This is a genomic window from Streptomyces agglomeratus, from assembly GCF_001746415.1.
GTDB lineage: Bacteria > Actinomycetota > Actinomycetes > Streptomycetales > Streptomycetaceae > Streptomyces > Streptomyces agglomeratus.
In genome coordinates this window covers 2262175-2280020 of record NZ_MEHJ01000001.1, presented here as the reverse complement: position 1 = coordinate 2280020, position 17846 = coordinate 2262175, and the positions used below count along the sequence as shown (strand labels likewise).

Annotated in this window: 20 protein-coding genes; 8 read left to right on the top strand and 12 right to left on the bottom strand. The window is 69.8% G+C overall.

Features of this window, described 5'->3' with window-relative positions; translation table 11 throughout:
- Positions 1–915, bottom strand: coding sequence for a hypothetical protein (locus AS594_RS09505; RefSeq protein ID WP_069926561.1), 915 nt, complete (start codon positions 913–915; stop codon positions 1–3).
- A 79-nt stretch (positions 916–994) separates the two neighbouring features.
- On the opposite strand from AS594_RS09505, the gene AS594_RS09500 reads away from it, so the two are divergent.
- The 4 genes from AS594_RS09500 (at position 995) to recX (ending at position 4592) form a co-directional block, all read left to right on the top strand.
- Positions 995–1189 carry a DUF3046 domain-containing protein gene (locus AS594_RS09500; protein ID WP_028814212.1) on the top strand — a complete coding sequence of 65 codons (195 nt, stop codon included), beginning with the start codon at positions 995–997 and terminating at the stop codon, positions 1187–1189.
- Between the two features lie 148 nt (positions 1190–1337).
- Positions 1338–2504 carry an AI-2E family transporter gene (locus tag AS594_RS09495; RefSeq protein WP_069926560.1) on the top strand — a complete coding sequence of 389 codons (1167 nt, stop codon included), beginning with the start codon at positions 1338–1340 and terminating at the stop codon, positions 2502–2504.
- Positions 2505–2849: 345 nt separating this feature from the next.
- The gene (gene recA, locus AS594_RS09490) at positions 2850–3980 is read left to right on the top strand and encodes a recombinase RecA (protein WP_069926559.1); all 1131 of its coding nucleotides are present in this window, start codon (positions 2850–2852) and stop codon (positions 3978–3980) included.
- Between the two features lie 3 nt (positions 3981–3983).
- Positions 3984–4592, top strand: a complete 609-nt coding sequence (gene recX, locus AS594_RS09485) for a recombination regulator RecX (RefSeq protein WP_079144701.1) — start codon at positions 3984–3986, stop codon at positions 4590–4592.
- 236 nt (positions 4593–4828) lie between these two features.
- Here recX and AS594_RS09480 read toward each other — a convergent pair whose 3' ends face one another.
- From AS594_RS09480 to AS594_RS09450, 8 genes are all read right to left on the bottom strand, one after another.
- The gene (locus AS594_RS09480; protein WP_079144702.1) at positions 4829–5224 is read right to left on the bottom strand and encodes a rhodanese-like domain-containing protein; all 396 of its coding nucleotides are present in this window, start codon (positions 5222–5224) and stop codon (positions 4829–4831) included.
- Positions 5221–5694: a cupin domain-containing protein gene (locus AS594_RS09475; protein ID WP_420877891.1), complete on the bottom strand. Its 474-nt coding sequence runs from the start codon at positions 5692–5694 to the stop codon at positions 5221–5223. The genes AS594_RS09480 and AS594_RS09475 overlap by 4 nt, the downstream gene beginning before the upstream one ends.
- A 217-nt stretch (positions 5695–5911) precedes the next feature.
- Positions 5912–5983: a putative leader peptide gene (locus tag AS594_RS47550; protein ID WP_309544753.1), complete on the bottom strand. Its 72-nt coding sequence runs from the start codon at positions 5981–5983 to the stop codon at positions 5912–5914.
- Between the two features lie 47 nt (positions 5984–6030).
- Positions 6031–7755 (bottom strand): FAD-dependent monooxygenase, encoded by a 1725-nt coding sequence (locus AS594_RS09470; RefSeq protein WP_069926555.1) that lies wholly within the window; start codon positions 7753–7755, stop codon positions 6031–6033.
- A gap of 149 nt (positions 7756–7904) precedes the next feature.
- Positions 7905–8807: an amino acid ABC transporter permease gene (locus tag AS594_RS09465; protein WP_069926554.1), complete on the bottom strand. Its 903-nt coding sequence runs from the start codon at positions 8805–8807 to the stop codon at positions 7905–7907.
- Positions 8804–9469, bottom strand: a complete 666-nt coding sequence (locus AS594_RS09460) for an amino acid ABC transporter permease (RefSeq protein WP_069926553.1) — start codon at positions 9467–9469, stop codon at positions 8804–8806. The genes AS594_RS09465 and AS594_RS09460 overlap by 4 nt, the downstream gene beginning before the upstream one ends.
- A gap of 75 nt (positions 9470–9544) precedes the next feature.
- Positions 9545–10381: a glutamate ABC transporter substrate-binding protein gene (locus tag AS594_RS09455; protein ID WP_069930399.1), complete on the bottom strand. Its 837-nt coding sequence runs from the start codon at positions 10379–10381 to the stop codon at positions 9545–9547.
- Positions 10382–10436: 55 nt separating this feature from the next.
- On the bottom strand, positions 10437–11222 hold the full coding sequence (locus tag AS594_RS09450) for an amino acid ABC transporter ATP-binding protein (RefSeq protein ID WP_069933175.1): 786 nt from the start codon (positions 11220–11222) through the stop codon (positions 10437–10439).
- A gap of 268 nt (positions 11223–11490) precedes the next feature.
- On the opposite strand from AS594_RS09450, the gene AS594_RS09445 reads away from it, so the two are divergent.
- Both AS594_RS09445 and AS594_RS09440 read left to right on the top strand, forming a co-directional pair.
- Positions 11491–12201, top strand: a complete 711-nt coding sequence (locus AS594_RS09445; protein ID WP_069926551.1) for a response regulator transcription factor — start codon at positions 11491–11493, stop codon at positions 12199–12201.
- A gap of 6 nt (positions 12202–12207) precedes the next feature.
- Complete coding sequence (locus AS594_RS09440; RefSeq protein ID WP_069926550.1) at positions 12208–13605, top strand: sensor histidine kinase; 1398 nt, start codon at positions 12208–12210, stop codon at positions 13603–13605.
- Between the two features lie 51 nt (positions 13606–13656).
- On the opposite strand, the gene AS594_RS09435 is transcribed toward AS594_RS09440, so the two are convergent.
- Entirely contained in the window at positions 13657–14652 is a 996-nt protein-coding gene (locus AS594_RS09435) for a TAXI family TRAP transporter solute-binding subunit (RefSeq protein WP_069933176.1), read from the bottom strand.
- A gap of 71 nt (positions 14653–14723) precedes the next feature.
- Between AS594_RS09435 and miaB the strand changes: the two genes are divergently transcribed.
- Positions 14724–16208: a tRNA (N6-isopentenyl adenosine(37)-C2)-methylthiotransferase MiaB gene (gene miaB / locus AS594_RS09430; RefSeq protein WP_069930398.1), complete on the top strand. Its 1485-nt coding sequence runs from the start codon at positions 14724–14726 to the stop codon at positions 16206–16208.
- Positions 16209–16240: 32 nt separating this feature from the next.
- Positions 16241–16975, top strand: a complete 735-nt coding sequence (locus tag AS594_RS09425) for a class III extradiol ring-cleavage dioxygenase family protein (RefSeq protein ID WP_069926548.1) — start codon at positions 16241–16243, stop codon at positions 16973–16975.
- Positions 16976–17176: 201 nt separating this feature from the next.
- Here AS594_RS09425 and AS594_RS09420 read toward each other — a convergent pair whose 3' ends face one another.
- Complete coding sequence (locus AS594_RS09420; RefSeq protein ID WP_069926547.1) at positions 17177–17455, bottom strand: antitoxin; 279 nt, start codon at positions 17453–17455, stop codon at positions 17177–17179.
- A 25-nt stretch (positions 17456–17480) separates the two neighbouring features.
- Positions 17481–17726 (bottom strand): hypothetical protein, encoded by a 246-nt coding sequence (locus tag AS594_RS09415; RefSeq protein WP_069926546.1) that lies wholly within the window; start codon positions 17724–17726, stop codon positions 17481–17483.
- Between the last annotated feature and the right edge of the window lie 120 nt (positions 17727–17846).

The window sequence follows — 17846 nt, the reverse complement described above, 5'->3', positions numbered from 1 at the left end:
TCAGCCGATGACGCGTCCGTACGCCCGTAGCATCAGCAGCGCGTCGATCGTGACGCCGGGACGCGCCTCCAGGGCAGTCCCCGGCGCCCATTCGCGCCAGCGGATCGGCCAGCCCCCGTCATCCCGCTGTCCGGCCGCGAGGAAGTCGAGCGCACGGTTCATCTCCTCGTCGGTGAACCAGCCCCGCGCGAGCGAACCCGGGGTACGGGCGTAGTCGTACGCGAAGTGGTGCTCACCCGGGGCGTATCCAGGGGCGACCGGCTGTTCCCCGGCGCGCTCCGGATCCAGCACCACGAGCCCCTGATCGCGCACCAGCCGGCCCAGCCGGGCGGCCGCGGCGCGCGCCCGCGTGCGGTCGGGCACGCCGTCCAGGAAGGCGACGGCCGCCTGGATCTCGTACGGATGCGACTCCTCCAGCGCCTCCACAGCGGCCCAGCAGAAGTCGGTGGCTCTGAAGAGCCACGCGTGCCACACCTCGTTGCGGTGCAGCAGCCCCACCACAGGGCCTGTCGCCAGGAGATCACTCGGAGGGTCGTCGACGACCGGGACGAACGGCGCGGCCGGATAGCCGCGCAACGAAGGGTGCACCGCCGGCAGGGCCCCGTCCTTGGTGGACACGTCGGACAGGTAGCGGCACAGCCGTTCCACCCGGGGCCCCTCACATCGCCCGATGGAATCGAGGACACGAAGCGCGTGGGCGACGTGCAGCGGCTGGCTCACGGGACCGCGCAGATCTGGTTCCAGGGCGTAGCCGTAACCGCCGTCTTCTCCCAGGTACGAGGCGAGCGCTGTTTCCACCGCGTCGGCGCCGCCGTCAAGGAAGTGGTGGGCGAACCGCCGCTGTTCGAGAACGCGGGCCGTCAGCCACACGAAGTGCTCGGCGCGGGCGAGGGGGGATGCTCCGGATCCAGCCATGGAACGACCGTAGAGCGGAAAGCGCTCTCGGGAAGCTCCACTCACACGGCTGCACTCTCAGGGGCGCGATACTGGAGTCATGCGGTTGACGATTTTCTGGGAGCGGATGGCGGAGCACTTCGGCGAGGCGTACGCCGACTCCTTCGCCCGCGACCACGTGATGGCCGAGCTCGGAGGTCGTACGGTCCACCAGGCGCTGGACGCCGGCTGGGAGGCGAAGACCGTCTGGCGCGCCGTCTGCGCCGCGATGGACGTTCCTGCGGACAAGCGCTGAGGTGCCGGCCGCGAGGGGGGAGCGGCGGGATGTCACAGGCATGGGTCAGACTGGCTCCGTGGCACCCAACGACGAGCCCGCCGGGCGAGAAGACCCGCCGACCGCACCGCCGCCCGCGCCCCCCGCGGCGGACAGCGGTCGGGCTCGCATGCCCCGGTGGCTGCCGCGCGCCATGGTGCTCGCGCTCGCGCTCTACGCCTGCTTCCAGCTCGGCAACTGGGCGTTCCACCAGCTCGTCGGCCTGCTTCTCAACATCCTGATCGCCTTCTTCCTGGCCCTCGCCATCGAACCCGCCGTCGGCAGGATGGCGGCGCACGGCATGCGCCGCGGCCTCGCCACCTTTCTGGTCTTCATCGGGGTGCTGGCCACGGGCGTCGGATTCGTCGTACTGCTCGGCTCGATGCTGGCCGGTCAGATCGTCGAGATGGTCGAGGACTTCCCCAAGTACCTCGACCAGGTGATCAACTGGATCAACCAGACCTTCCACACGGAGCTCTCCCGGGTCGAGGTCCAGGACAGCGTCCTGAACTCCGACTGGCTGCGGAAGTACGTACAGAACAGCGCGACCGGCGTACTGGACGTCTCGGCCACCGTGCTCGGCGGGCTGTTCAAGCTGCTGACGATCTTCCTTTTCTCGTTCTACTTCGCCGCCGACGGACCCCGGCTGCGCCGCGCCCTGTGCTCCGTACTGCCGCCCGCCCGTCAGGCCGAGGTGCTGCGCGCCTGGGAGATCGCGGTCGACAAGACCGGTGGCTACATCTACTCGCGCGGTCTGATGGCGCTCATCTCGGGCGTCGCGCACTACGTCCTGCTGCTGATACTGGACGTGCCGTACGCCCCCGCCCTCGCCGTGTGGGTGGGACTGATCTCGCAGTTCATCCCGACCATCGGTACGTATCTGGCCGGCGCACTGCCGATGCTGATCGCCTTCACCGTGAATCCCTGGTACGCGCTGTGGGTGCTCGGATTCGTCGTCGTCTACCAGCAGTTCGAGAACTACGTACTCCAGCCCAAGCTGACCGCGAAGACCGTCGACATCCATCCCGCGGTCGCCTTCGGGTCGGTCGTCGCGGGCACGGCGCTGATGGGGGCCGTCGGCGCGCTGATCGCGATTCCTGCGATCGCGACCCTCCAGGCGTTCCTCGGGGCGTATGTGAAGCGTTACGCCGTGACGGACGATCCGCGCGTGCACGGCAGGCAGCCGCGGCGCAAGGGCACCTCCGCCCTCGTACGCATGTGGCGCACCCTGCGCCACGAGCCGCGGCAGGTGTCACGCACCGACCGGACGCCGCCGCCCTCGGACGACGACATCTGACCGTCCGGCGTACGGGCGGGAGGCGCCGGCTGTCGGCCGCAGCGCAGCGGGGTCACCACCGCGACGGGCACCGGCCACCGACGGCGCTGCCGGAGGACCGAGCGGCCGACGGCGACGAGCGCCCGGCCGTGCAGCGGCAGGGCCGCCGACGGCCGGTGCGGGAGGCCCGGTGCGGCTGGCGTGGTGCGCTTGACACCAAAATCGAACATCCATTCTCATGGGAGTTCTGGCCGTGTGGCCGCGAGAGTTATCCACAGGTCAGGACGACGCCGGGGCGCGTTGTCAGTGGCAGGAGATAGCGTCTTTGACGTGAAGCGATCGACTCAAGCAAATCGGGTGGAACCCATGGCAGCAGGCACCGACCGCGAGAAGGCGCTCGACGCCGCGCTCGCACAGATTGAACGACAATTCGGCAAGGGTGCGGTGATGCGCCTCGGCGACCGGCCGAACGACCCCATCGAGGTCATCTCCACCGGGTCGACCGCCCTGGACATCGCCCTCGGCGTCGGCGGGCTGCCGCGTGGCCGTGTGGTGGAGGTGTACGGACCGGAATCCTCCGGTAAGACGACACTGACGCTGCACGCCGTGGCCAACGCGCAGAAGGCCGGCGGCACCGTCGCGTTCGTGGACGCGGAGCACGCGCTCGACCCCGAATACGCCAAGGCGCTCGGCGTCGACACGGACAACCTGATCCTCTCCCAGCCGGACACCGGCGAGCAGGCACTCGAGATCGTGGACATGCTGGTCCGCTCGGGCGCCATCGACCTGATCGTCATCGACTCCGTCGCGGCCCTCGTACCGCGGGCCGAGATCGAGGGTGAGATGGGCGACTCGCACGTCGGTCTCCAGGCCCGGCTGATGAGCCAGGCGCTGCGCAAGATCACTGGTGCGCTGCACCAGTCCGGGACCACGGCGATCTTCATCAACCAGCTCCGCGAGAAGATCGGCGTGATGTTCGGCTCGCCGGAGACCACGACCGGTGGCCGGGCGCTGAAGTTCTACGCCTCGGTGCGGCTCGACATCCGGCGCATCGAGACCCTCAAGGACGGTACGGACGCGGTCGGCAACCGCACCCGTGTCAAGGTCGTCAAGAACAAGGTCGCGCCGCCGTTCAAGCAGGCCGAGTTCGACATCCTCTACGGCCAGGGCATCAGCCGCGAGGGCGGTCTGATCGACATGGGCGTGGAGCACGGCTTCGTCCGCAAGGCGGGCGCCTGGTACACGTACGAGGGCGACCAGCTCGGCCAGGGCAAGGAGAACGCCCGTAACTTCCTGAAGGACAACCCCGATCTCGCCGACGAGATCGAGAAGAAGATCAAGGAGAAGCTGGGCGTCGGCGTCAAGCCGGTGGCGCCGGGCGCGGAGCCCGGAGCGGACGCCGCGGTCGGCGGACCGGCCGCCGCCGGCGACGCGAAGTCGGTACCCGCTCCGGCGACCAAGGCCAAGGCGGCCAAGCCCGCGGCAGCCAAGAGCTAGACCGTGACCCGGAGGACGGACTGGCCGGGAAGCGCAAGCGAAGGCATGGATGCCGAGGACAGCGGCAGCCCCGCCCCGTCGAGGGCCGGGAAAGGGCTGCCGCCTCAGGATCCGGGTGAGCAGGCGCGGGCGATCTGCCTGCGGCTGCTCACCGGGACCGCCCGCACCCGCAAACAGCTCGCGGACGCCCTCCAGAAGCGCGGCATCCCGGACGATGTGTCGGACGAGGTGCTGTCCCGCTTCGAGGAGGTCGGGCTCATCAACGACGCGGCCTTCGCGGACGCCTGGGTGGAGTCCCGCCACCACGGCCGGGGCCTCGCCCGTCGGGCGCTCGCGCGGGAGCTGCGCAACAAGGGAGTCGCGCCCCCGCTCATCGACGACGCGATGGAGCAGCTCGACTCCGACCAGGAGGAGGAAAGGGCCCGGGAGCTCGTGGCCCGCAAACTCCGGTCCACCCGTGGCCTGGAGCGCGACCGCCGGCTGCGCCGCCTCGCCGGCATGCTGGCCCGCAAGGGCTATCCGGAGGGCATGGCCCTGCGGGTGGTCAGACGCGCCCTCGAAGAGGAGGGCGAAGCCGCGGACGACGACGATCTGGGCTACGACCCGCTCTGAGCCGCGGTATCAGAGGTGGGTGCCGAGCCGACCGGAAGGCCCGCCGGGCGCCCCTGCCGGGCACCCCACCAGGCGCCCCACCGCACGGCCCGCCGGACGCCCCGGCCGTCCGCCCCCCGTCCGCCCTCCTGTGCACAGCGACACGTGTGCACAGGAGAGCCCCTCACGGCACAGAAAGGAACCAGGCGGCGGCGCGGACAGCAGCGAGAGCGCCGCACGCGTCACCGGGTGCGCCCTTACGGAGCAGGAACCACCGGCAGGCCCGCCGCCCGCCATGCCTGGAACCCACCGTCGAGGTCCGTCGCCCGGTGCAGCCCCAACTGCCGCAGGGACACCGCGGCGAGGCTCGACGCGTATCCCTCATTGCAGATCACCACGACGCGCAGATCGTGATCCGTGGCCTCCGGAGCCCGGTGACTGCCCTGGGGATCGAGCCGCCACTCCAACTCGTTGCGCTCGACGACCAGTGCCCCCGGAATCAGCCCGTCCCGCTCGCGCAGCGCGGCGTACCGGATGTCCACCAGCAGCGCACCGGCCCCGGCGGCGTCGTACGCCTCCTGCGGCCCGATCCGGTCGAGCCCTTCGCGCACCCGCTCCAACAGTTCGTCGATGCCGATACGTTCGCCGCTCACTGCCACTCCTCCGGACGCTCGACCTGCTCCAGACGTAGCACCGCACCCGTGCGGCTGTAGCGCCGCATCATCGGCAGTGGCGGGTAGTAGGCGTGCACCGAGACGGCGTGATCGTCCGCCGACTCGTTCAGCACCTGGTGCACGTGGTGCGCGCCGAAGGCCCGTCCCCGGCCGGCCGTCAGCCGCTGCTCCCGGTCGAGCCCGTCGGCCACTTCGAGGGTCTTCCAGCCCTCCGTGGGGATGCGCGCCGCCAGCGACTCCTCCCGCAGTGTGCCCGCCGCTGCGGCGAAGGCACCGTGCGAGCCACCGTGGTCGTGCCAGCCGGTACCGGTGCCGGGCGGCCAGCCGATCAGCCACGCCTCGCTCCCGCCGGGCCCTTCGAGCCGTACCCACGTACGGCCTTCCGGGTCGAGCGGAAGGGAAGCCACCAGGGAAGCATCAGCCGCGGTACGGCGCACGAACGCGAGCAGCTCCGCAGGCGAGGGAGCAGGCCGGGGAGCGGATGAGGGAGCGGACGAAGGAGCGGACGAGCGGGAGGGAGGAGTCGGAGCGTTCCGGGGAGCGCTTGCGGGCGCGCCAGTGGAACGTACGGGAAGAGACACAGAGGACCGTCCTGAAAGATTGCGCGAGAACGCGCGGCCGGACGCACAGCAGGGCACGGCACAGCGCGCGAGAAGAAAGGGCGAATCAGCAGGACGGACGACACACGCAGCCCGCATAGCGGACGAGGTCCATATGGACCCTCCGCCACAGGCGCACATCGGTGTCGGTCACGCTCCGGAGTACACCACGCACACCTGTGACGGTCAATTGATGTCCGCTGTCCGGTCGGTCGGGTCGGCCTGGCCGGTACGGTCGGCACGCTCAGTACGCTCATCAGGTTCCGGTCGGTCGGACCGCTCGGCGCCCGCAGACGTCGCCGAGCCCTCCGCCTCACCGGAACGCTGCCGGCCGGGCCCCGTGCGCGCCGCCGCTGGCGCCCCTCCGCGAGCCGCGTCCGCGGCCGCGTACAGCTCGGCCGGCCGCACCCCGTGGAACGCCGCGACCAGATGCCCGTCGGGCCGTACCAGCAGCACGGTGTGCGCCGACGCCCCCGGGTAGCCCTCCGTGACCAGCAGTTCGGCACGCACCGGCAGCGCCGTCACCGCGGCGGCCAGCCGGGGCATCACCCCGGCGGTCATCCAGTGCCGCCGGTCCCACACGCCGGTCCCCGGCGCGACCAGTACCACCAGCTGCCGCCCCCGGCCCAGCCGGTCCCGCAGCCGTACCGTGGCTCCGTCGGGCGCCGTCACCCGTACGTCCGCGACCGGCCCGCCCAGGGGCGTACCCACCAGCGTCTGCGCCTCGGCGTGCGGGGGTGCGAGCGGAGAGCGCGTGTACTCCGGGGGCGCCCCCAGCGCGCCCCGTCCCAGATGCCCGTCCGTCAGCAGCGTGTCGTGCCCGCGCCCGGTGCCGGGAAGGTACGTCCGCAGACCGCTGCCCCGAAGCACCGGCAGCGCCTGGTCGGCGGCGCGCAGCCGCGCGGCGACCGCCGCACGCCGCTCCGCCTGGTAACTGTCGAGCAGCTTCTCCGAGGCGCCCAGTTGCCACGCCTGCGCCAGCTTCCAGGCGAGGTTGTCGACATCCCGCAGCCCCTCGTCGAGGCCCTGCGTCCCGAGCGCCCCGAGCAGGTGGGCGGCGTCCCCGGCGAGGAACGCCCGGCCCACCCGCCATTTGCGGGCCAGCCGGTGGTGCAGCGTGTACACGCCCGTGTCGAGAAGCTCGTACGGAGGTGTCTCCCCGCACCATCCGGCCAGCGTGTCCCGCACCCGCGCCACCAGGCCCTCGGGCGTGACGAGTTCACCGCGCGGCGGCAGCAGCCAGTCGAGCCGCCACACACCGTCCCGCAGCGGGCGCGCGGTCACTTCCTGTCCGCCGGACCGCCACGGCGGCATCCGGTGCAGCAACGCTTCGCCGTCCCACGGAAGCTCCGTACGCAGCGCCGCGACGGCGTGCCGCTCGACCGCCGTACGGCCCGGAAAGCGGACGTCGAGGAGCTTGCGCACCGTCGACCTCGCCCCGTCGCAGCCGACCAGGAAGCTGCCGCGCCACCAGGTGGCCCCGGGCTCGCGGGTGTGTGCGGTGACGCCGTCGGCGTCCTGCTCGATGGTGTCGAGGCGCCCGTGCGGCACGATCTGAACGAGTTCGTGCGCCATGACGGCGTCCCGCAGCCCCCGTGTCAGGTCGTGCTGCGGCAGATGTACGGGGGAGGGCAGGTCCCCGTCCTCGCCAAAACGAATCTCCCGGACGTCCTGGTTGCGCCGCATCGACCGCCAGCCGGTCCAGCGCGTCCCTTCGTCACGGACAGTCGTGCAGCCGAGCCGCTCGGCCAGTTCCGCCGTGTCGGCGCGCAGAAGAGCCGTGCGGGCCGTACGGGGCTCGTCCTTGCCCGCTCCCTCGTCGAGCAGGACGGAGGGAACTCCGTGGCCCGCGAGAGCCAGCGAAAGAGCCAGCCCGACAGGACCCGCCCCAACGACGATCACCGGGTCCACGGCGCGTCCCCTCCAGTCCGTACGGACATGTGGGAAGTGGCAGCTGGAACCCGGTGCACGATCACAGAACGTATGCAACCCACTGCGGGTGCTTGCGTCAAGTGACAGAGGCAGCGGCGCGGTGGCCGCTGCCTCACAATTCGTCAGTTCTACCCGCCGCCCGAGCCGTCCGGCCCTGCGGACTCCCCCGGAGTGGAGAGTGCGGCGGCCGCGTCCGCTCCGACCACGGCGCCGGTGGACTTCTTGCCACGCCGCAGGCGTGCTTCCAGCCGGCCGGCGAACGTGGTCAGCGCGTAGTTGATGGCGATGAAGATCAGCGCGACGACGATGAAGGACGCGAAGATGTTCCCGTTGAAGCCACTCATCGTGCTGATGGTCGACATCAGTTCGGGGAAGGTCAGCAGCGCGCCGCCCAGTGCGGTGTCCTTCACGATCACGACGAGCTGGCTGACGATCGCCGGCAGCATCGCGGTGACCGACTGCGGCAGCAGCACGGACCGCATGGTCTGGCCCTTGCGCAGACCGATGGCCATGGCGGCCTCGGACTGTCCCTTGGGGAGCGACAGGATGCCGGCGCGGACGATCTCGGCGAGCACCGAGGCGTTGTAGAGGACCAGGCCCGTGACCACGGCGTAGAGGGGCCGGTTGTCGGAGCTGATACCACTGAATCCGGCGTACACCGCATTGGCGAACAGCATCAGGATCAGCACGGGAATGGCGCGGAAGAACTCCACGATCGTGCCTGCCACGCCCCGGACCAGCTTGTGGTCGGAGAGGCGTGCGATACCCAGGATCGCGCCGAGGGGCAGCGCGATGACCATGGCGAGCGCCGCGGCGAGGAGCGTGTTCTCGAGACCCGGCCAGATGTACGTCGTCCACGTACGCCCGTCGGTGAAGGGCTGCCACTTCTCCCAGTCGAGCTGGTCCTTCTCGGCCAGGCTGCCGATCACCCACCACAGCACCAAGGCGGCGACGGCGAGGAACAGGGCCGAGTACAGCAGGTTCCGCCGCTTGGCGCGCGGTCCCTGGGCGTCGTACAGAAGGGAGCTCATCGCTTCACCGCCACCTTCTTGCTCACCCAGCCGAGGAGCAGGCCGGTCGGGAGGGTGAGGCAGACGAATCCGAACGCGAAGACGGCGCCGATCAGAAGGGTGTTTGCCTCGTTCTCGATCATTCCCTTCATCAGGAAGGCTGCCTCAGCGACACCGATGGCCGCGGCCACGGTCGTGTTCTTCGTCAACGCGATCAATACGTTGGCGAGCGGCGCCACGACCGCCCGGAACGCCTGCGGCAGGATGATCAGCGTCAGTACCTGCGTGAAGCGCAGGCCGAGCGCGCGCGCTGCCTCCGCCTGACCGACGGGCACCGTGTTGATGCCGGACCGCAGCGCCTCGCAGACGAAGGCGGACGTGTAGGCGACCAGCCCCAGAACGGCGAGGCGGAAGTTGATGCTGTCGAACTCCTCGGCGCCGAGGGTGACGCCCATCGTCTGGTTGAGGCCCAGCGAGGTGAAGACGATGATGATGGTCAGGGGAATGTTCCGTACGAAGTTCACGTACGCGGAGCCGAAACCACGCATCAGGGGGATCGGGCCGACTCGCATGCCTGCGAGCACGGTTCCCCATATGAGGGAGCCGAGGGCTGAGAGGACGGTGAGTTGCACCGTCACCCAGAAGGCCCCCAAGAGGTCATAACCTTCAAGAAAGTCGAACACGATCTCCCGCGCTTCCGCGTGTGTGGAGGGCGCGGCGCGCCGCCCCGGAGGGCGGCGCGCCGATCAGTCCCTGCTTCACTTGACGATGTTGCCGATCTTCGGGGCCTTCTCGTGCTTGTAGCCGGCCGGGCCGAAGTTGGCCTCGACGGCCTTGTCCCAGGAGCCGTCCTCGACCATCTTGGTCAGGGCGTCATTGATCTTCTTCTTGAGGTCGGCATCGCCCTTCTTGAGACCGATGCCGTAGTTCTCGTTGGTCATCTTCAGACCGGCGAGCTTGAACTTGCCCTGGAAGTTCTTCTGCGCGGCGTAACCGGCGAGAATCGAGTCGTCGGTCGTCAGCGCGTCGATCGCCTTGCTCTGAAGGCCGTTGAGGCACTGCGAGTACGTCGTGTACTGCTGAAGCTGGGCCTTGGGGGCGAGCTTGTCCTTGACGTTCTGCGCCGACGTGGAGCCGGTCACCGAGCACAGCTTCTTCTTGTTCAGGTCATCGGCGGACTTGATGGAGCTGTCGTCGGACCGGACCAGAATGTCCTGGTGGGCGAGCAGGTACGGGCCGGCGAAGTCGACCTTCTTGGCACGCTCGTCGTTGATCGAGTAGGAGGCCGCGATGAACTTCACGTCGCCGCGGGAGAGCATGAGCTCGCGGTCGGCGCTCTTCGCTTCCTTCCACTCGATGTCGCTCGCCTTGTAGCCGAGCTCCTTGGCGATGTACGTGGCGACGTCGACGTCGAAGCCCACGTACTTGCCGTCCGGCGTCTTCTGGCCGATGCCCGGCTGGTCGAACTTGATACCGACGGTGATCTTCTTGCCGCCGGCACCCTTGTCGTCCTTGTCGCCGGAGCCACAAGCGGTCGCGGTGAGGGAGAGGGCGAGTACGACGGCGGCCGCCGCAGTGACCTTACGAACCTGCATGGTGAACATCCTTTGTGTCAGCAGAAGAGAGAAAGACGCGTGGAAGTACCTCGCGTCAGTGGTGCAGGATCTTCGACAGGAAGTCCTTGGCCCGGTCGCTGCGCGGGTTGCTGAAGAACTGGTCGGGCGTGGCCTCTTCGACGATCTTGCCGTCGGCCATGAAGACGACGCGGTTGGCGGCCGAGCGGGCGAAGCCCATCTCGTGGGTGACGACCACCATCGTCATGCCGTCGCGCGCCAGCTGCTGCATCGCCTCCAGCACCTCGTTGATCATCTCGGGGTCGAGCGCCGAAGTGGGCTCGTCGAAGAGCATGACCTTGGGGTCCATGGCCAGCGCCCGCGCGATCGCGACGCGCTGCTGCTGGCCGCCGGAGAGCTGCGCCGGGTACTTGTCCGCCTGGGAGGCGACGCCCACCCGGTCGAGCAGCTCCCGCGCCTTCTTCTCGGCCGCGGCCTTGTCCGTCCTGCGGACCTTGATCTGGCCCAGCGTGACGTTCTCCAGCACCGTCTTGTGCGCGAAGAGGTTGAACGACTGGAAGACCATGCCGACGTCGGCACGCAGCCGTGCGAGCTCCTTGCCCTCCTGGGGCAGCGGCTTGCCGTCGATCGTTATCGCGCCGGAGTCGATCGTCTCCAGGCGGTTGATGGTGCGGCACAGCGTGGACTTTCCGGACCCGGAGGGCCCGATGACGACCACGACCTCGCCACGGGCGATGGTCAGATCGATGTCCTGGAGCACATGCAGCGCGCCGAAGTGCTTGTTGACGTTGCTCAGCACGACCAGGTCGTCGGCTGCGGGGGCAGCGTCATCGGCGGCCTTGGTCACTGGAACTCCGCTCATCGGCTTCTTGCTCCGTCCTCCTCGGTTGGGAGGACCCTAGTCAGCCGCTACGACCAGCGTCATCACATCTGAGCGGAAATTGAGCATAACGATCCGGCTGCAACCGGACACACCGCGTGAACAGGACTCCGGCCGGGGATACCGGCTCCATAACGGAACATGCCCGTAACGGGAAGGGTCTTGACTGGAACGTGATGCATCGGCGTTTATGCCATGAGGCATATTGCGCGAGACCTGTTCAAGAACATTTCACCGGTTGGGGGGTGCCATGAGACTGCTGCTCGTCGAGGACGACGACCACGTCGCCGCGGCCCTCTCCGCCATCCTCGTCCGCCACGGCTTCCAGGTCGTCCACGCCCGCAGCGGCGAGGAGGCCATCCAGGCACTGCTGCCGGCCCAGAGGGAGCCCTTCGGCGTCGTACTGCTCGACCTGGGGCTGCCCGATCAGGACGGCTACGAGGTCTGCGGCAAGATCCGCAAGCGCGGGAACACCCCGGTGATCATGGTGACCGCGCGGGCGGACGTCCGCTCACGCATCCACGGCCTGAACCTGGGCGCCGACGACTACGTCGTGAAGCCGTACGACACCGGCGAACTGCTCGCCCGTATCCACGCTGTCAGCCGTCGCAAGAGCACGGGCGAGACCCCGCCGCCTCCGGGTGACGACAGCGCCCTGCGGCTCGGCGGCGTACGCATCGAACTGCCCACCCGCCGCGTCAGCGTGGGCGGCAGCGAAGTGCAGCTCACCCGCAAGGAGTTCGACCTGCTCGCTCTCCTCGCGCAGCGCCCGGGTGTCGTCTTCCGACGGGAACAGATCATCAGCGAGGTCTGGCGTACGAGCTGGGAGGGCACCGGCCGCACCCTGGAGGTGCATGTGGCCTCCCTGCGCTCCAAGCTGAGGATGCCCGCGCTCATCGAGACCGTGCGCGGTGTGGGCTACCGGCTCGTCGCCCCGGCCGCGTCCGTACAGGGCCCGTAACCCCACGTGCGCACCCGCCTCCTTCCGCTGCTCATCGTCCTGCTCGCGGGCATCCTGCTCGCGCTCGGCTTTCCGCTCGCCGTCAGCGTGGCGGCCGCGCAGCAGCAGCGCGTGGTCGTCGACCGGATCGACGACACGGCGCGCTTCGCGGCGCTCGCGCAGTTCGTCACCGAGCGCACGGAGAGCGGCCAGGACGAGCGCCGCAAGACGCTGGAGAGCGAACTCGCCAGCTACCACGCGGTGTACGGCATCAAGGCGGGCGTCTTCTACCGCGACCGCGTCGCGATGGCGAGCGCACCCGACAACTGGACCGTTCCCGAGAGCGGCGAGGGACGGGTCGCCTTCCAGGAAGCGCTCTACAAGCGTCGCAGCCACGACCCGGCGCAGGTGTGGCCCTGGCAGGAAGGCCGCCTTGTCGTCGCCTCTCCGGTCGTACGGGACGGTGACGTGGTCGCGGTCGTCGTCACCGATTCGCCGACCGGGCAGATGCGTTCGCGGATCCTGCACGGCTGGCTGCTGATCGCGGCGGGCGAGGCGGCGGCGATGCTCGTCGCGGTCAGCGCCGCGTTCCGGCTGACCGGCTGGGTGCTCAGGCCCGTACGCATCCTCGACGCGGCCACCCACGACATAGCGACCGGCGTGATGAACTCGCGGGTCGCGGTGGCCGGCGGGCCGCCGGAACTCCGGCGCCTGGCCCGCTCGTTCAACGAGATGGCGGACAACGTCGAGGAAGTGCTGGAGCAGCAGCGCGCCTTCGTTGCCGACGCCTCCCACCAGCTGCGCAATCCTCTCGCCGCCCTGCTCCTGCGCATCGAGCTGCTCTCCCTCGAACTGCCCGAGGGTAACGAGGAGATCGCCTCCGTCCGCACCGAGGGCAAGCGCCTCGCCCAGGTCCTCGACAGCCTCCTCGGGCTGGCGCTCGCCGAGCAGGCCCCCGCACACCTCCAGCTCATCGACATCGGCGAGCTGGTCACCGAGCGGGTCGCCGCCTGGCGTCCCCTGGCGGACGACAAGGGCGTACACCTCACACGGGAGGGCCCGGAGGCCGTCACCGCGTGGGGCGACCCCGTGGCGCTCTCCAGCGCCCTGGACGCGGTGATCGACAACGCGCTGAAGTTCACGCCCGGCGGTGAGGACGTGACGGTCACGGTGGTGCCGAACGGGGAGGCGTGTACGGTCACCGTCGCCGACGGCGGACCGGGCCTGACCGACGACGAGCTGGAACGCGTCGGAGACCGCTTCTGGCGCAGCGCCCGCCATCAGAACGTCAGCGGTTCGGGCCTCGGCCTGTCCATCTCGCGGGCCCTGCTGCTCGGGGGCGGCGGGAGCATGTCGTACGCCCGCAACGAGCCCCAGGGGCTGCGGGTGACCGTGAGGGTCCCGCGCACAGCGCCCCGGGCATGAGGACGCCCCCGGCACGAGGGCCCAGGACGCGGGCGCCGTCCGCAACGCCGTCTACGGCTTGACCGACCGGTAGTAGCGCTGGGCTCCTTCGTGCAGCTCCAGCGGATCCGTGTAGATGGCGGTCCGCAGGTCCACCAGCTGCGCCGCGTGCACATCCATGCCGATACGGTCGCGGCTCCTTATGACCGTACGGGTGAGCCCCTCCGTCAGCCGCGCGTCGGCGGCGTCCGTGGTCACCAGCAGATTGGCGACCGCCACCGTCGAAACCGCCTCCCCCTCCTGAGCCAGGGGATACGCGTCGGCGGGCATCACGGCGGAGCGGTAGTGGCGGGCGGGGCCGGCATCCGCGTGCAGCTCGTCCACCAGGTCGCCCAGGGGCACGAGCCGGATCTCGAAGTGCTTCGAGAGGTCCCTTACGGCGGTGGTCGGCAGGCCGCCGGACCAGAAGAAGGCGTCGATCGTGCCCTCGCGCAGACGCTCGGGCATGGTGTCGATGCCGATGGACACCGGGGTGATGTCCCGGTCGGGATCCAGCCCCGCGGCCTGGAGCAGCCGGTTCGACACCAGTCGTACGCCCGAGCCGTCCTGCCCCACGGCGACCCGCTTGTTCCGGAGACCGGCCGCGGAACGCACCTTGGAACGCTTGGGAACGACGAGCTGCACGTAGTCGTCGTACAGCCGCGCGCACCCGCGGAGCCGGTCGGCACCAGGGAGCTCGTACCGCTTGTACTGCGCGACGGCGTCCGCGGTGGCGATCGCGAAATCGGCCTCGCCGTTCACCAGACGCGCGAGGTTCTGCCGCGAGCCCTCGCTGGAGCGAAGCTCCATGCCGACCTGCGGGAGGTCGCGGGCGACCTCCTTGTCGAGGAGCTCGCCGTAGCGCTGGTAGACCCCGGTCTTCACACCCGTACTGAACGTGATCTTCCCGCTCGGCGCGTGCTCCCCGATCGGCAGGAGCCACCACACCAGGAGCCCGGCCACCACGAGGGCCGCCACGGCCCCCTGGAGGGCGCGGCGGCGACTGATGCGGGAAAGGGCCGGGAGCATGCGGGCGATCCTGCCAGTTCACTCCCCTCGGGGACCAGGGGGTGCCCGGCCCCCGTACCCTGGTGTACGAGATGAGCGAGAAGACATACGAGGTGCGCACTTACGGGTGCCAGATGAACGTCCACGACTCCGAGCGGCTTTCGGGCCTCCTGGAGGGCGCGGGATATGTGCGTGCGCCGGAAGGCGCCGACGGTGACGCCGACGTCGTCGTCTTCAACACCTGCGCGGTGCGGGAGAACGCCGACAACAAGCTGTACGGCAACCTCGGCAGGCTCGCCCCGATGAAGACCAAGCGGCCGGGCATGCAGATCGCCGTGGGCGGCTGTCTCGCGCAGAAGGACCGCGACACCATCGTCAAGAGGGCCCCCTGGGTCGACGTGGTCTTCGGCACGCACAACATCGGCAAGCTGCCCGTGCTGCTGGAGCGCGCCCGAATCCAGGAAGAGGCGCAGGTCGAGATCGCCGAGTCGCTGGAGGCGTTCCCCTCGACCCTTCCGACGCGCCGCGAGAGCGCGTACGCCGCCTGGGTGTCCATCTCCGTCGGGTGCAACAACACCTGCACCTTCTGCATCGTCCCGGCGCTGCGCGGCAAGGAGAAGGACCGCAGGACGGGCGACATCCTCGCCGAGATCGAGGCACTGGTCGCCGAGGGCGTCTCCGAGATCACCCTGCTCGGCCAGAACGTCAACGCGTACGGCTCCGACATCGGTGACCGCGAGGCGTTCTCCAAGCTCCTGCGCGCCTGCGGGAAGATCGAGGGCCTGGAGCGCGTGCGCTTCACCTCGCCGCACCCGCGCGACTTCACGGACGACGTGATCGCCGCGATGGCCGAGACGCCGAACGTCATGCCGCAGCTGCACATGCCGCTCCAGTCCGGCTCGGACACCGTCCTCAAGGCCATGCGCCGCTCGTACCGCCAGGAGCGCTTCCTCGGCATCATCGAGAAGGTGCGCGCCGCGATGCCGCACGCCGCCATCTCCACCGACATCATCGTGGGCTTCCCCGGCGAGACCGAGGAGGACTTCGAGCAGACCATGCACACGGTCCGCGAGGCGCGCTTCGCGCAGGCGTTCACCTTCCAGTACTCCAAGCGCCCGGGAACGCCGGCCGCCACCATGGAGAACCAGATCCCCAAGGACGTCGTCCAGGAGCGCTACATGCGGCTGGTCGCCCTCCAGGAGGAGATCTCCTGGGAGGAGAACAAGAAGCAGGTCGGGCGGACCGTCGATGTCATGGTCGCCGAGGGCGAGGGCCGCAAGGACGGCGCCACGCACCGACTGTCCGGACGCGCCCCCGACAACCGTCTCGTCCACTTCACGAAGCCGGAGGAGGACGTGCGTCCCGGTGACGTCGTGACGGTCGAGATCACCTACGCCGCTCCCCACCACCTGCTGGCCGAAGGCCCCGCGAAGGCGGTACGCCGCACCCGCGCGGGCGACGCCTGGCAGAAGCGCACGGCGGAGCCGAAGCAGGGCGCGGGCGTTCTGCTGGGCCTTCCCAAGGTCGGCGTACCGCAACCGCTGCCGGCGGCCACGGGTGGCTGCTCCGTCCAGTAACGGTCCGCCCCAGGGGCACTAGGCTGCCGGGCATGCTTGTCGCCGCCGCCGTGTGCCCCTGTCCGCCGCTCCTGGTCCCCGAGGTCGCCTCGGGTGCCGCACCGGAACTCGACGCCGCACGGGACGCGTGCGCGGACGCCGTGGGGGTCCTCGCGGCGTCCCGCCCCGACCTGCTCGTCGTGGTCGGCGCAGCGGACCAGGAGGGCACCGGAACGTACCCGCAGGGCGCCAGGGGCAGCTTCAGGGGCTTCGGCGTCGATCTCGGAGCGTTCCTCGGAACGGCCGTCAGGACGCCGACGGGCTTCCCGGGAAGCGACCCCGCCGGCGAGCTTCCCCAGTCGCTCGCCGTCGGTGCCTGGCTGCTCTCCCGTACGCAGTGGGCCGACGCCCCTGTGGAGGGCCTCCGTGTCGGGGAACGGCTGACCGGCGATGCGTGCGTACAGGAAGGCCGGAAACTCGCCGTACGGGCGGAGCGCGTGGCCCTTCTCGTGATGGGCGAAGGCAGCGCGTGCCGGACGCTCAAAGCGCCGGGCTACCTGGACGAACGGGCCGAGGGCTTCGACGAAGCGGCGGCACGCGCTCTGGGCGCGGCCGACACAGCCGCCCTCACGGCTCTGGACGAGACCCTGGCGTGCGAACTCCAGGCGGCGGGACGGGCGCCCTGGCAGGTCCTCGCGGGCGCGGCGCAGGGCGCCGGTCTGGGCGGACAGCTGCTGTACGAGGACGCCCCCTACGGCGTCGGGTACTTCGTGGCCGTCTGGTCCTGAGAGCGGCTACTTCGTGGCCGTCTGGTCCTGAGACCGCCGGACCGCCGGAGAGCACGGGCGGCCACCACCGAGCTGACGGCAGGCCACCGGGACCGCGAGCACGGGGACGGCCGCGGAGCGAGTTTCCCTCCGCGGCCGTCCACCGTTGCTGCCGGCCAATAGGCCACGACATTTAAGAGCCACGTGTCAGACGGTCACGTGTCAGACGGCCGGAGGGGGAGGCGGCGGCGTGGTGCCGGTGCCGGGGCCTCCGGTTCCGCCGTGCCCGCCGTCCATGTGCGCGATGCGGTCCAGGGCGTGCTTCGCCTTGCCCGTACCCGACTCGATCCGGCTGCTGTACTTGCCCTTGGTCTTGCTGTCGACCGCCTTGGCGGCCTTGTTCAGACCGTGCTCGATCTGGCCCTCGTGCTGCTGCGCGAAGTGCGAGACCTTGTCCTTCGCAGGAGCAAGCTTGGCCTTCAACGAATCCAGGAAACCCATGGGCCACCTTCGCTCTTCGGGGGGACTACTTACGGGCGCTCTCTCCGGCGCCATTGTCCGCCGCCTCGTCCGAGGACTGCTGCTTGGGAATCTCCACGTTCTCCGCAGCGGCCGCGTCGAAAGCGTCGGCGCCCTTTTCGGCACCGCCTTCCGGCTCTTCCTGCGCGGCTTCCCCCGGAGTCTCGGCCGTCGGAGTGGCAGCCTTCGCCTCCTCGGTTGACGCCTCAACGGCACTCTTGGACTTGCGGCTAAACCATGCAAAAACGCCCATATCTGCTCCATACCTTACTCGTGTGGGCGAAATCCCGCGCCCGGCCGGAGCGTCTCGTCGCGTCCGCCGGGGGCACCGGTCCGTAAACCGGCGGTCGGAACCTCGCAACAGGCAACGAAC

What these genes read in the sequence shown, in the direction of transcription:
- AS594_RS09445 (WP_069926551.1), top strand. Translation starts at nt 11,491, where the DNA reads ATGAGACTGCTGCTCGTCGAGGACGACGACCACGTCGCCGCGGCCCTC.
- AS594_RS09465 (WP_069926554.1), bottom strand. Translation starts at nt 8,807, where the DNA reads ATGAGCTCCCTTCTGTACGACGCCCAGGGACCGCGCGCCAAGCGGCGG.
- AS594_RS09435 (WP_069933176.1), bottom strand. Translation starts at nt 14,652, where the DNA reads ATGCTCCCGGCCCTTTCCCGCATCAGTCGCCGCCGCGCCCTCCAGGGG.
- AS594_RS09455 (WP_069930399.1), bottom strand. Translation starts at nt 10,381, where the DNA reads ATGCAGGTTCGTAAGGTCACTGCGGCGGCCGCCGTCGTACTCGCCCTC.
- recA (WP_069926559.1), top strand. Translation starts at nt 2,850, where the DNA reads ATGGCAGCAGGCACCGACCGCGAGAAGGCGCTCGACGCCGCGCTCGCA.
- AS594_RS09450 (WP_069933175.1), bottom strand. Translation starts at nt 11,222, where the DNA reads ATGAGCGGAGTTCCAGTGACCAAGGCCGCCGATGACGCTGCCCCCGCA.
- miaB (WP_069930398.1), top strand. Translation starts at nt 14,724, where the DNA reads ATGAGCGAGAAGACATACGAGGTGCGCACTTACGGGTGCCAGATGAAC.
- AS594_RS09425 (WP_069926548.1), top strand. Translation starts at nt 16,241, where the DNA reads ATGCTTGTCGCCGCCGCCGTGTGCCCCTGTCCGCCGCTCCTGGTCCCC.
- AS594_RS09505 (WP_069926561.1), bottom strand. Translation starts at nt 915, where the DNA reads ATGGCTGGATCCGGAGCATCCCCCCTCGCCCGCGCCGAGCACTTCGTG.
- AS594_RS09500 (WP_028814212.1), top strand. Translation starts at nt 995, where the DNA reads ATGCGGTTGACGATTTTCTGGGAGCGGATGGCGGAGCACTTCGGCGAG.
- AS594_RS09420 (WP_069926547.1), bottom strand. Translation starts at nt 17,455, where the DNA reads ATGGGTTTCCTGGATTCGTTGAAGGCCAAGCTTGCTCCTGCGAAGGAC.
- AS594_RS09495 (WP_069926560.1), top strand. Translation starts at nt 1,338, where the DNA reads ATGCCCCGGTGGCTGCCGCGCGCCATGGTGCTCGCGCTCGCGCTCTAC.
- AS594_RS09415 (WP_069926546.1), bottom strand. Translation starts at nt 17,726, where the DNA reads ATGGGCGTTTTTGCATGGTTTAGCCGCAAGTCCAAGAGTGCCGTTGAG.